This window comes from Sporosarcina sp. ANT_H38, assembly GCF_008369195.1.
GTDB lineage: Bacteria > Bacillota > Bacilli > Bacillales_A > Planococcaceae > Sporosarcina.
This window is the reverse complement of the sequence record NZ_VOBC01000004.1, coordinates 125,417-138,774: the sequence shown is the minus strand read 5'-3', so window position 1 is coordinate 138,774 and position 13,358 is coordinate 125,417. Positions and strand designations below refer to the sequence as shown.

The following is a 13,358-nucleotide window of genomic DNA, read 5'->3' as shown; positions in this document are numbered from 1 at the left end:
GGAGGAAACAATAAATGACAAAACAAGAATTTTTAAAATTGAACATCCAGTTTTTCGCAGGGAAATCGATTGAGCAAATCGAAGCGCGGAAAACAGAAATCCGCAAGCTATTGGGTAGTGATACGCCACCTAATATGGAAGAAATGAAAGCTTTCGAAGACGAACTTCGCGAATTAAATGAAAAAGCAGAGGAAATAGAAAAGCGTTCGTCATTAATTGCACAAGCAACAGCAATTGAAGCTGGAACGGTCGAGTCTCGCACTCTTCAAACGTTTAATACGCAACCTGAAGAACGAGATCAAGGCACGGATTCACTTGAATACCGTAGTGCTTTTATGAATTATGTACTAAAAGGCGAAGCGATTTCTAATGAAGTTCGTGCAAACGCACTTACTAAAACGACTGATATAGGCTCTGTGATTCCACAAACGGTTTTACAAAAAATCATCGAGAAAATTGAATCTGTAGGAATGATCCTACCACTCGTCACGCGTACAGCTCTTAAAGGTGGCGTGACTATCCCGACATCATCAGTTAAGCCTGTAGCAACATGGGTGGCAGAAGGTGCCGGAAGCGACAAGCAGAAGAAAACAACTGGCAGTTTGACGTTTAACTACCACAAGCTACGTTGTGCGGTTGCTGTGTCACTTGAAGTCGATACAATGGCATTGCCAGTGTTCGAATCTACTCTTATTAACAACGTAGTGGAAGCAATGACTAAGGCGATTGAGCAGTCTATCATTAACGGTTCGGGTACAGGTCAACCTAAAGGTATCCTGACAGAAACTCCGGTGGCAGGACAAGCGCTCGATGTGGCAGCTATCGGTTACGACACATTAATTGATGCGGAAACAGCGCTCCCGCTAGAATACGAGTCGGATGCAGTATGGTGTATGACTAAGAAGACGTTTATGGCGTTTGCGGGAATGGTTGATGCTAACAAACAACCTATTGGTCGTGTGAATTACGGCATCAGCGGTAAGCCAGAGCGTGTTCTCTTGGGGCGTCCTGTTGTGCTTGTAAACTATATCGATAGTTTCTCAGCAACTCTTGCTGCAGGGAAATCGTTTGCATTCCTATTCAACTTCAAAGATTATATTTTGAATACAAACTATCAAATGGGTGTCAAGAAGTACGAAGATAACGAGACCGATGATCTAGTAACAAAAGCTATCATGGTCGTGGACGGTAAAGTGGTCGATGTTAATTCATTGGTGGTCCTCAAGAAAAAAGCATAAAATTGGCGGTGAATAATGATGCTTGAAGACGTCAAAAAAACGTTACGTATATCTTCTGCAGTTTTTGATTATGAGATTCAAGATTTAATAGATGCCGGCGAGTCTGATTTGAGACTTTCCGGTATTTATTTTGCCGATACAACAAATCCGTTGATCAAACGAGCGCTTATCACTTATTGCAAAGCTAACTTTGGATATGACAATCCAGAAGCGGACAGATTTCAAAACTCTTATGACATGTTGAAAATGAATTTAAGTTTGGCAGGTGATTTCCGTGAGCCGATTTAATGACGTTATTGATTTAATTAAAGAAATAGAAGGTACAGATGCCGATGGATTCCCGGCGGTTGTAACTACTGAACGATTCAATATATTCGCGAATCGGAAAGGAGTACGTTCATCTGAATTTTATCAAGCATCACAAGAGGGATACGCATTAGAGGTCATGTTTATCATTCGTTCTGTTGATTATGAATCAGAAGAATCCCTGCGATATAAAGCCAAGGAATATACAATTATTCGAACATACGACAAAGGTGAATTTATTGAACTTGTATGTACAAGTCAGAAACGACGGTGATTGAATATGGCTAGATTAGTAATGGATGGACTAGCGGAACTTCAAGCCAGATTAGCAGAATTGGCGGATGCAACAAACATTAAAGAAGATGCGCTCACCGAATCGGGCGAACACTTGCGACAAGCTATATACGACGCTGTACCAGTCAGGACCGGGAAATTGAAAGAGAGCATCATAAAGGGGGAAGTTGTGGACGGTGTGATTCAGATTGGACCATCACAACAAGGCCCTGCATTCCGTGCTCATTTTGTGGAATTCGGGACAAGTAAGATGAGTGCTCGCCCGTTCATGCGCCCAACATTTGAGCGTGAGAAAACGAATATCGAACGAATCATGGCAGATGCGATTCGGAGGGGATTAGGCTTATGAGTTTAAATAGTTTAATTATCCAGACGTTGAAACCGACTGGTGTTCCCGCAGTTTTTCAAGTTTATACAGGCACCCAAACTACTTATATTACATTTTTTGAATACAACGAAATGGGTACTTCATTTGCGGAAGATGCCGAACAGACTGAACGACGCTCAATTCAAGTTGATATTTGGTCAAAAGGGAATTATGCGGACTTGGTAAAACAGGTGAGAAAGCTGATGACTGATGCAGGGTTTACAAGAAACTCGGGAACGGAATCTTACGAAGATGACACAAAAGTTTTCCATAAAGTATTTAGATTTTACTATGAAGTTATGAATAATTAGGAGTAAAGGGGTGTGGCATGAAATGACTTTTTCGGAGTGGATATTAAAAGAATACGGCATAAAAGTTACCAAGGCACAGATGGTCCTTCCTACTCACTTTAAAGAGTACAAAAAATATTGCAGTGAAAAAGGCATAAAGGAAGAATGGCACAAATAGATAAGTAAGCCAACAAAAACGGATGGGCACTTTTCTTTAATAAAAATATTCGAGAGTCAAGAAACTAAAACACACTAGGAGGAATTTAATTATGGGAGTTTCAACAACTGGATTAGATAGTTTTCACATTGCGTTATATGACGAGGTAGCTAAGACATACGGTACGCCGAAAAAACTAGCTCCGTCAATAGAATTAAAAACAACTCCAAACGTTCAGACCGCTAATCAGCACGCTGACGATATGGTAGTTGATACACAATCACAAGAGGGCCAAACAGATCTAGAATTGACTGTGACAGGACTAACAAACGCGTTGTATGCCGAAATTCTAGGGAAAGAGATAGACGGGGATGGCGCGGTTATTGGTTCCGGTGACGATAACCCTCCTTATTTTGCGCTAATGTTCCGTTCAAAGAAAGCAAACGGAAAATATAAGCACATTTGTTACTTTAAAAGCAAATTTTCCACACCAGAAGAAAGCTATAAAACAAAAGGTGATGGTATTGAATACGGGACAACTTCCCTTAAAGCGACATGCGTAAATAATGAAGATGGCAAAAAGAATAAAATGCTTGATGAAGACGATCTGAACGCTGATAAAGCCGCTCTTGCAAGTTGGTTTACGAAAGTACCTGAATACGTCGCGCCTACACCGATACCTTGATTAAACGCACCGAGAGAGATGGGAAACCGTCTCTCTTTCTATTTAAGTACTTAAAAAAAATGGAGGAATGATGGAATATGAAAATAGAATTAATATTGGACGGGAAAGAAAAAATTTACATGGTGCCATTCATTAAATCTCGTATGTATAGGAAGTTGCTAGTGATTAAAAAAAGTATGGATTTCACCAACATTGGCGAAGTAGAAATGGACGAGCTAGTAGGTTTCGTGTGCGAAATTTTTAATGGCCAGTTCACTATTGACGAGTTTTACGAAGGTCTACCAGTCGATAAACTGATGCCTACCCTTATGAACGCAATGAATGAAGCTGGCGGTAATCCTGCAGCAGAACGTGGTGACGGTGACGATTTCGATAAAGATAAAAAAAAATAACTCCAGAAGAAAATTATTCAGACTTTAAAAAAATGTATAGAGACTTAATGGATGCGGGATGGTCACTTCGTGATATTGACGAAATGGACATCCTATTTTTCTTTGAATTGCATGAAGAAGAGCAAGAGAAAAAACTCTATGCCGACCAGGTTCAATGGTAAAGGGGTGAAATTATGGCAGAGGATATAGGCTCATTAGCGATATCACTTTCCATTGACAGTGCGAATTTTGAGCAATCAATGTCCAGTATTGACAGAAACCTACGCGCAATGGGTCAAGAAATGCGTAGTGTGCAAGCGCGAGGGCGTGAATGGGGCGCATCCACAGATGGATTAACAACCCGACAAGAGACATTATCCCGCATGCTTGACGGACAGGGTACCAAGGTTGAGAGATTGAGAGCGGCTTATGAAGCGAGTAGAGCGGCAACTGGCGAAAATTCAGCAGCTACTGAAAATCTTGCTATCCAGTTAAACCGAGCGACTGCTGAATATAACCGAACAGAAACAGAACTAAATCAAGTGAGGGATGCGCTACGTCGTCAAGCTGACGAATTGCGATTGAGTCAATCTAACTGGACTCGGTTAGGTGAGACATTACAAGCAGTGGGTTCAGGGATACAGGCCGTGGGAGATAAGGTGACGAGTGTCGGTAAAGGGTTGACGGTCGGATTAACTGCTCCAATTCTAGCATTTGGTGCGGCAGGAATAGCCGCATTCAATGATGTGGATGAAGCAATCGATACGGTTATAACCAAAACTGGTGCCACCGGAGATGCTGCTGGGAAATTAGCTGAAAACTTTAGAGCCGTCGCAAAACGTGTGCCGGATGATTTACTGTCAGTCGGTGAAGCAATCGGTGAAGTCAATACGCAGTTTGGATTCCTCGGTACTGAGTTAGAAGACGCATCCCAGTTAATGCTTCAGTTCGCAAACATCAACGGAACAGACGTCACTTCAGCTTCAATCGCATCTAAACAAGCGATTGAAGCGTATGGACTGGCAAACAGTGATTTAAACAGTGTACTAGATTCTGTAACCAAAACCGCTCAAGATACAGGACAATCAGTAGATTCCTTATTCGATAAAGCTACAAAAGGTGCGCCACAAATTAAAGCTTTAGGGCTTACTTTCTCCGAAGGTACTGCGCTAATCGGATCGTTTGAAAAAGCAGGGGTAGATTCAAGCGCTGCGCTATCAAGCATGAGTAAAGCGCAAGTTATTTTCGCTAAAAGTGGCAAAACATTAGAAGAAGGATTAAACGGCACGATTAAAGCCATATTGGGCGCTAAAACTGAAACAGATGCTTTGAACATTGCGGCAAAAGTATTCGGAACTAAAGGTGGCCCTCGTATGGTTGATGCCATCAAGCGAGGAACCTTTAATTTAGATGAATTTACAGGTGCGGGAGAGAAGGCAGCTGGCACAGTTAAGAAAACATTTGACGAAACGGTTGACCCGATTGACCAAGCGGCAATAGCAATGAATAACGCTAAATTAGCAATGGCTGAAGTTGGGGAAGTTGTACAAGCAGCGCTGTTGCCATTTATGGAAAAGGCAACAAAGGTGTTGGGTCAGGCAGCTGATAAATTTAGAGAGTTGAGTCCGGAAGCTAAGAAGACAATACTTATTATCGCGGGAGCAGCAGCCGCTGTAGGTCCTACGCTTGTTGTTTTGGGTACACTTATCAGTTCAGTTGGCTCAATTGTTGGCGCATTTGGTGCTGCTTCCTTGTCAATAGCGGGAGCTGGTGGTTTAGGAGCGGCAATACTAGGACTTGCGGGACCAGTTGGAATTGCAGTTTTAGCAATTGGAGGTATCGCGGCAGCTGGTTACGGATTGTATAAAATGCTGAATCAGACCTCTATACCCGAGATTGACATATTTGGTGACAAGGTCTCTGATAATACTCAGAAGGCTGTAGGTGCATTCACCAAACTAAACGACGAGGCTACTGTGCAATTGAACGGATTAAAATGGAGTGGTATCGCTGTAAGTGATGAAATGGCTACTGGCATTATAGGGTCATTCAACAAAATGGGTGACACTGTTCTTGCTGAAATGCAAACTGATCACGCATCACAATTGGCAACAGCTCAGCAGTACTTCACAGAGAATAAAACGTTGACAGACGAAGAGCAAAAAGGGTTGTTAAAAACAATTGTGGATGGTCAAGTGGAGAAAGAAAAAACCGTCACAGATGCTCAGAAGCAATTTAACGCGATAATAACTAAAGCATCGGAAGAGCGTCGTCAAGTCACAGCGGCAGAACAGGCTATATTAGATACTTTGCAAAGAGAAATGATGGAAACGGGTATCAAGCATCTTTCTGAAAGCGAAGAAGAATCTTTAGTTATCTTGGAACGCCTGAAGTTGGAATCTGGAAAAATCAGTGCAGAGCAAGCGTTAGATACTGCAGCACGTGCCCGTGAATCTCGGGACTCGGTAGTTGAAGAAGCGGAAAAGAAATATGACGAGACTATTGCGTTTGCTATGCTTTTAAAAGAGGACGGATCTGCAGAATCGGAAGCTCTCTATAAAAAGATTGTGGAAGATGCTGAAAATACTCGTGATGAAGCAGTTGCAGCGGCTGATGGTCAGTATGAGAAAGTTATTTCTATTGCGAAGGTAAAAGGCGACGAGTACGTCACTGAAACGGAACTACGCCTCGGAAAAGTTATGACTGCGTGGCAAAAAGCGGGATTCGACATTGGAGCAGACGTTTCTGTAATGAGCATAAACGTTGTAAGAGATTTAAAAACAATGGCTATCGATGGCGCGGTATGGTTTGCAAAACTCAAGGGAGATGGAATAAAAGCCGCGGCAGGTTTAGCGACTGGTATCAGTACGGCAATAAAATCAATACCCAGTATTGTTAGGGGGATATTAGTCGATGCAGCAGTAGAAGCGGCGAAGAGTATAATCGAATTCAAGGAAGTCGGAGAAGATATCGTTGCCGGACTAAGAAAAGGATTGGTGAAAAAATCAGCAGAGGTTACCCTAGATGCTTACAATTTAGGGCGTTCCATGGTTGACAGTATCTCTAAATCCATCGGACGGAAATCGCCAGCTACAGAATTTATTAAAGTCGCAGAGGATGCAGGAAAAGGTCTTGTAGTCGGTATGAAGAATAGCACAAGCGATGTGTCTAAAGCCTCCAAGGATACGGGACAAGCTATGGTTGATGCCGTCACTGGTGCAAGTAAAGCGCTCTCAGCGGCTACTCGGAAAAATGCGGAAGAAATAAAGAAGATAGCCTCTGATGCGGAGAAGAAACGAACAGAAATTCAAAAAGAATACGCGGATAAAAGGGCTGAACTGGGACAACAATCCGCTAAATCTGCACAAACTGCATTGAAAACATCGAAAGATAAGAAGGGCGTAATAGTTACCACAGGTATGGAGAAGTTATATGAAATCCAAAAAGCCGCTTCCACTAAAATAACCAAACTCAATGAAGATGAGCAGAAAAAGCTCGCTACAGTTAACGAAAAAGCTTGGACAGATATGCAGAAAAAAGAATCAGAAGTATCGAAAGCTAGATTAGAATCCGTTAAAACATACGTTGCTGATAAGAATTCGATAGACGAATTGTCAGTAGTGGCAGAGTCCGAAATTTGGAGAAAATCACTGGCACTATTCGAAGTTGGCACAAAGGAACGAATTGACGTACAGAAATTGTATCAAGCTTCACTGAAAACCATTAATGACGAGGTAGTCAAAATTAACGATGATCACGCCAAACAAGTCCTCGAAATCAATGAAAGATTGCGTAAGGGTGAAGAAGACCTGAACTCTACGTACAAGAAAGCCGTGGAAGATAGAGCGGAGTCAATTCGTAGTTTCGCAGGACTATTCGATGAAATTGTTTATAAAGCTGAGACAACCGGAGAGGAACTTATTGCAAATCTTCGGGGGCAAGTAAGCTATATTGACGGATGGGCGCACAGCATAGAAATGTTAGCTAAAAGGGGAATCGATGAAGGATTACTTGAAGAGCTGCGTGCTATGGGACCGAAAGCGTTACCGCAATTAGTGGCGCTCAACTCTATGACTGACAAACAACTCTCTGAGTACTCCGAACTGTACAAACAAAAATCGGCATCAGCAAGAAAGCAAGCCGAGTTTGAATTAATTGGAATGAAATCCGATACTGAAAAACGCATTATTGAATTACGTGCTGCGGCAAATAAAGAACTGGGAACACTGGAAAAAGATTGGGTTACGAAAATCCAATCTATCACTAAAGCTACTGATACTGAGTTGATGTCCCTTAAAACAATCGGGAAACAAGCTGGACAAGGTTTGCTCGTGGGCTTGGCCAGTATGGAAGATTCCCTTGTATCAAAAGCTCGGGATATAGCAAACGCAATAAGCAATGCGATGGCAAAAGCATTGCAGGTTAAGTCTCCGTCTTTGGTAACAACTAAGATTGGTAAATTTGTAGGTGAAGGTGTGATAGTTGGGATGCAGAAAACTGTCGCATCGATTAAACGTACAGCCCAAATGGTCGCAAATGCGGCAATTCCGGATGTTGCTGTTGCAGGAACGGGTAAATTCGGCTCACAAGGCGGACGTGCTGCGTCTTCCACAAATAATTACAGTTCACCTATTACTGTCCATTTAAATTATAGTGGTAACAGTTCACCAGAGGATGCTATGCGGATGGTTGATATCGTCGAAGTAGAATTAGGTAGTAGGATGATTTCGAGATTAAGAATGAGCGGGGTGAAGGGTTGAGCGTTGTAATAGAAAAGTTGGACGGAACAAAATATGATTTAAAGCAATTCGGTTTAGTACCATCGACATTTACAATAGATTCACCTTCCCCTCGGCATGTATCTGAGATTGTGGAAGGCAGAAGCGGTTATCTCGATTTAGGCACTACTTTCGAAGGTCGTACCATGAAAGCTACGTTCTATATTAAAGGTAAGGATAAATACGACTATCTCCTATTAAGGGATGAAGTTTTTCGCTTATTCGATGCCAGGACATTCTTTTATTTAATCGACAAGAATCAACCAAAGAAACGATGGAAAGTAAAAACGGCTGCGCCATACACGCCTGAAAGATTTAACGGTCGTATCGGGACATTGGAAATCCAATTCGTTTCCCCATCCCCTTACGCGGAATCATACGGAACAACAATCGACCCGTTTACTTTTACCGACGAACTATGGCAAGTAGGACAAGGTGTCATATCGGAGGATTTAAAGTATGCCCATAGTGTTTCATTTTTCCGGATCTATAATGGGTCGGACATCGACATTGATCCGAGGGAGATTCCGTTACTCATTAAATACCAGGGCATATCCAATAATCTTAAAATCAAAAATATCACATCGGGTGACGAATGGGCGTTCACGGGAGCAAGCGGAGTGAATGACACGATACTTTTGGATGGTGTTCGCTCACTTAAAAACAGCCTAACTATATTCGGACAGACGAACAGAAAATTAATCAAGCTAAAAAAAGGATGGAACGACTTCCAGTTATCTGGTGCAAGTGGTTCCTTTTTAATTTCGTTCGATTTCCGATTCCACACGATTTAAAGGAGGGGTAATGTGGCAAGATACAGAACGATTAACGTTGATTTAAACAGGCAATATCGCAATGATTTGAATGCGAATTTTAGTCAGATTGAAGCGGATTTACTTGCCCTACAAAATATTTCCAATGGGCAGAAACAGGAATTGTTAGCAGAGTTATCCCGGATAGAAAGGGAATCAAAAGATCGTGATAACGTATTAGCGAAACAAAATTTAGAAACATTGTTGCAGAGTATTGAAACTGCGAAAAATAACGCAAATACAGCTGCAGCCAATGCGGATGTCAAGGCAGGACGTGCTCAAACACAAGGTGATTACGCCAAGACACAAGGGGATTACGCTAAGGTGCAAGGGGCTTTTGCGAATTTAAAAGGAGACTTCGCCAATGAAAAAGCGACTCTCGCAGACAAAGCGGCAGGTAACGCTAATCTAGAAGCTAGCAATTTATCGGCGTTAAAAGTGGCGGTTGTAGATGCAACTCAAAATGCGAATACAGCTATTGAAAACTTGGGTGCAGTCGGAGCGTATTCGATGACTACTACTTATTATCCGAAAAACACTGTCGAATATAATGGCTCGGGATATATGAATATATTGTTATCAAAAGGTATATTGCCGACGAACACAACGTATTGGAAAAAGGTAGTATCCAAAGGCGATAAGGGTGATACAGGGAATACAGGTTCGCAAGGTCTGCAAGGTATCCAAGGCATTAAAGGTGATACAGGCTTACAGGGAATCAAAGGCGATAAAGGGGATAAGGGCGATCCTGGAACGGTTACCAAAGTTAATAATATAGGGCCGGATGCGAGTGGAAACGTCACTCTGCCATTACCAACTGAACCCGATCTAACTGTTTATGCGAAGAAAACAGAGGTATCGTCATCTGTACAACGAGCTAGTTGGGACACTAAAGAAACACCGACAGGCTCACAAGCTAAAGTTAATGCGCACGAAAACAAGAAAACGAATCCTCATGCGGTTACCAAAACGCAAGTAGGTCTTTCTGAAGTAGATAACATAAAACAAGCGACTAAGGCTGAGTTTGACACTCATAAAGCGGTAGTTGCATCCCCAACCACACTTGGTCACGTTAAAGTCGGGACAAACTTAACCGTAACCGCAGATGGGACGTTAAATGCTAGTGGAGGTTCAGTTCCGGATGCATCGACAACTGTTAAAGGAATCGTTAAACTCAATGATGCCCTAAACAGCAGTTTGACAACTGAAGCGGCAACGGCTAACGCGGTAAAACAGGTGAATGATTTGAAGGCTAATAAATCGCAAGAGAGTCAAATCAGCATTTCACTCCAAAATGGGTGGGGAGGAAATCTTAGGTGTTATAAAAACCAATTCGGTGTCGTTCAACTCTTTGGCATGGTAACTGTTGGTTCACTCCCATCGGGGACAATAGCAACGCTCCCAATTGGATACCGTCCAGTAAATGCACACTTTTTTAGTTCGCCGACAGCTTCATCTGCCACTGACGGACGTACTATGGAATTACTACTCAGACCGGATGGTACAATAACTCCGAATGCGACCCCACTTAAAAATATTTATATAGAAAACTCGTTCAGATTATAGTGAGGAGGTTTAATGTTGAGGAAGAAAGTACTGAAAGTAGACGAAAATGGATATCTATTATTCGGAGAAGACAGTTCTATAGAGCCTGTAGGATTTAACGAAGAAGATAAACCGATATATGAAATTCTGGACGGTTACGTTGATACACCCTTACCGACAGACGAAAAAGGTTGGCAACTCCCTTTTTATCTTCCCAGATGGACAGGGGAAGAATGGGTTGAAGGTAAAACACAAATAGAATTTGATGAAGATGCGTATCTCAATTCGCTTGTTCCTAGCGCTACTGAAGTTGCAGAAGCGGAATTCGAAATAAAAACACTAAATATACTAATGGAGGTTGATTTAATATGAATATTATCCAAAAGAAACTTGTTGACGCTTATACTGTGCTAGTTATGGCTGAACGAATGACATTGGAAGAAGTGCCGGAAAGTAAGCTTATCGGCGGCGTAGAACGTCCAATCCGCAGTGAAGTAGAAATTGAAATTGCTAATCGTACTATTGCGGCACTAGGTTAATAAACGGAATACTGACGGCACCCATTGAGGTGTATTTTTTATGTCAAAAATAAGAAGGTGATCAATTGATAGTCACACACATTGACGCTCGTACAGAGCTACTGACCGATTATAAATCATTGCAACGAAAGCGAAGGGTTAACGGGGAGTATTCACTCTCCTTTTTACTTTTCAAAACTGAACGAAATGAACACTCTTTTCCATTAACTGTGGAGGAAAGTTTAATAGAATATGACGGTCAACAATACCGTATTAAGAAAATGGCTGAAAAAACTATAGGGAATACACCTGTTAAACAAATTCAAGCGGATCATATATTTTTTGACCTAGTAGACGAATATCAATATGACACGATTTCGGGAGCCAAGTCATTGTCGGTCTGCTTAATGCATGCGCTAGATAAAACAGGTTACACGATTACAGTTGTCGATTTATTTCCATCGGTCACATTCGAGAACTACGGCAATGATAATGCTTTGGCATTAGTGCAAATTGCATTAAATCGTTTTAATGCGGAAATAGAAATTAACGGTAGAAATCTAACTTTTCGCCATCAGATTGGCAGGAAAACAGATATACAATTTAGGTACAAGTACAATATTAAGACTATCGAAAAGTTTGTGGACAGCGGTAATTTATCCACCTATATCAAAGGTTTCGGGAAACAAAACGAGGATGGTTCTTATGTCGTAACCGCAGAATATGAGTCTCCACTATCGGCATACTACGGCATCCGGCACGCGAAGCCTGTGAGGGACGAAAGGTATATAACACATGACGGTTTGCTTCAACGGCTAAAGGATGATTTACAGGATGCTCCAGACATCAGTTTTACGATTGACATTGTTGAGTTGAAAAAAGCAGGAATCGTCACTGAACAACTAACGTTAGGTGATGAGATTTTCGTCATCTACGAACCTTTGAATATAGATATCAATGCAAGGGTCGTTGAAATTGTGGACAATCCAGAAGAACCTTTATCCAGTCAACTAACATTAGCAAACTTCCGGGGCTCGTTTTTAGACAGCATCGCGGATTTTCAACGTTCAAAAGACCGCATCGATGGGTTATTTGATGGCGTGGAAAAGTTGCCATTTAACGTATTGGATGAGGCTGTACAGCAAGCTACACTTGCTTTAAAGTCGGCGCAAACAGAACTGGAATTCGAGAACGGGATCATAGCCCGAGATCCTTCTGACCCGAATCGATTAATGATACTCACAAGTACTGGTATCGGGATTAGCACCGATGGTGGAAAAACGTTTAAGGAAGCGATTACTGCTGACGGGTTTGTGTTAAGTGCCGGAGCTATTGGGAAACTTTCCGCTAACAATATCATAGTCGGGGATGGTACGCGCTTTGAGGACGGATTTGATCCTCGGGATGCGATTAGCACGGCGGAAGAAGCTAAGGGTATTGTCCGAGTTTGGCAATACCCAAACACTACGTTAATCGACGGCGGCTCGATTATGACAAACACAATCGCCGCTAACAAAATAACTGCTGGATTGCTAACGGGGTTTACGATGCAAACCGATTCCAATCCAAACCTTCCTCGAATCCGAATGAACAAGGATAATATGGTGTTTTCTAACGGTGGTAACGAAATTAGAATTAATACGTCGGGAGCATCTGGAGGTCTGCCTGAATTAGCCTTTAGGAGAGCAGGAGACTCTTTTGATAGCGCTAGAATGCAGCTATACGAAAATAATTTTATGATATCGCGAGGAGGTAACGGTCTACCCGACGGTAGATTGCTCCTTTGGGGGCAGGAAGCAATTGAACTTCAGCGACCTACAGTGATGCATAAAGGCGATTACGATACAAGGGTGCCCTCAGAACCGGGTATGTTCTACTACAATTATTCCGAAAGAGCTATGATGTTACACTGCGGACCGGATGGTTGGAGAAAGGTCGCGTTTGCATGATTATTTTAGTGTAGGAACAATTAATCAAAGAATGTCTACACCCTCTCA

At 42.0% G+C, this 13,358-nt stretch carries 14 protein-coding genes; all 14 read left to right on the top strand.

The genetic code is table 11. The features are described 5' to 3' along the window. The first annotated feature begins 14 nt into the window (after nt 1-14). The 14 genes from FQ087_RS18735 (at nt 15) to FQ087_RS18680 (ending at nt 13,310) form a co-directional block, all read left to right on the top strand. On the top strand, nt 15-1,238 hold the full coding sequence (locus tag FQ087_RS18735) for a phage major capsid protein (protein WP_149582136.1): 1,224 nt from the start codon (nt 15-17) through the stop codon (nt 1,236-1,238). A 15-nt stretch (nt 1,239-1,253) separates the two neighbouring features. Beyond that, nucleotides 1,254-1,526 carry a head-tail connector protein gene (locus tag FQ087_RS18730; protein ID WP_149582135.1) on the top strand — a complete coding sequence of 91 codons (273 nt, stop codon included), beginning with the start codon at nt 1,254-1,256 and terminating at the stop codon, nt 1,524-1,526. Further along, nucleotides 1,513-1,818, top strand: a complete 306-nt coding sequence (locus tag FQ087_RS18725; protein WP_188006820.1) for a phage head closure protein — start codon at nt 1,513-1,515, stop codon at nt 1,816-1,818. The genes FQ087_RS18730 and FQ087_RS18725 overlap by 14 nt, the downstream gene beginning before the upstream one ends. Before the next feature lie 6 nt (nt 1,819-1,824). After that, nucleotides 1,825-2,187, top strand: a complete 363-nt coding sequence (locus tag FQ087_RS18720; protein ID WP_149582133.1) for an HK97-gp10 family putative phage morphogenesis protein — start codon at nt 1,825-1,827, stop codon at nt 2,185-2,187. Beyond that, on the top strand, nt 2,184-2,516 hold the full coding sequence (locus tag FQ087_RS18715; RefSeq protein ID WP_149582132.1) for a hypothetical protein: 333 nt from the start codon (nt 2,184-2,186) through the stop codon (nt 2,514-2,516). Before FQ087_RS18720 ends, FQ087_RS18715 begins: the two co-directional genes overlap by 4 nt. A 248-nt stretch (nt 2,517-2,764) precedes the next feature. Further along, nucleotides 2,765-3,337, top strand: a complete 573-nt coding sequence (locus FQ087_RS18710; RefSeq protein ID WP_149582131.1) for a major tail protein — start codon at nt 2,765-2,767, stop codon at nt 3,335-3,337. Nucleotides 3,338-3,414: 77 nt separating this feature from the next. Continuing rightward, nucleotides 3,415-3,729, top strand: a complete 315-nt coding sequence (gene gpG / locus FQ087_RS18705; protein ID WP_149582130.1) for a phage tail assembly chaperone G — start codon at nt 3,415-3,417, stop codon at nt 3,727-3,729. A gap of 32 nt (nt 3,730-3,761) precedes the next feature. Next, the gene (locus tag FQ087_RS23130) at nt 3,762-3,890 is read left to right on the top strand and encodes a hypothetical protein (RefSeq protein WP_255452441.1); all 129 of its coding nucleotides are present in this window, start codon (nt 3,762-3,764) and stop codon (nt 3,888-3,890) included. A gap of 12 nt (nt 3,891-3,902) precedes the next feature. Continuing rightward, nucleotides 3,903-8,468 carry a phage tail tape measure protein gene (locus tag FQ087_RS18700; RefSeq protein ID WP_149582129.1) on the top strand — a complete coding sequence of 1,522 codons (4,566 nt, stop codon included), beginning with the start codon at nt 3,903-3,905 and terminating at the stop codon, nt 8,466-8,468. Then, the gene (locus FQ087_RS18695) at nt 8,465-9,280 is read left to right on the top strand and encodes a phage tail family protein (RefSeq protein WP_149582128.1); all 816 of its coding nucleotides are present in this window, start codon (nt 8,465-8,467) and stop codon (nt 9,278-9,280) included. The genes FQ087_RS18700 and FQ087_RS18695 overlap by 4 nt, the downstream gene beginning before the upstream one ends. 12 nt (nt 9,281-9,292) lie before the next feature. Beyond that, complete coding sequence (locus FQ087_RS23125) at nt 9,293-10,864, top strand: phage tail protein (protein WP_149582127.1); 1,572 nt, start codon at nt 9,293-9,295, stop codon at nt 10,862-10,864. Nucleotides 10,865-10,879: 15 nt separating this feature from the next. After that, nucleotides 10,880-11,215: a hypothetical protein gene (locus FQ087_RS18685; RefSeq protein WP_149582126.1), complete on the top strand. Its 336-nt coding sequence runs from the start codon at nt 10,880-10,882 to the stop codon at nt 11,213-11,215. After that, nucleotides 11,212-11,382, top strand: a complete 171-nt coding sequence (locus FQ087_RS22590; protein ID WP_188006819.1) for a CD1375 family protein — start codon at nt 11,212-11,214, stop codon at nt 11,380-11,382. The genes FQ087_RS18685 and FQ087_RS22590 overlap by 4 nt, the downstream gene beginning before the upstream one ends. A 65-nt stretch (nt 11,383-11,447) precedes the next feature. Next, nucleotides 11,448-13,310: a phage tail protein gene (locus FQ087_RS18680; protein WP_149582125.1), complete on the top strand. Its 1,863-nt coding sequence runs from the start codon at nt 11,448-11,450 to the stop codon at nt 13,308-13,310. Nucleotides 13,311-13,358 lie beyond the last annotated feature (48 nt).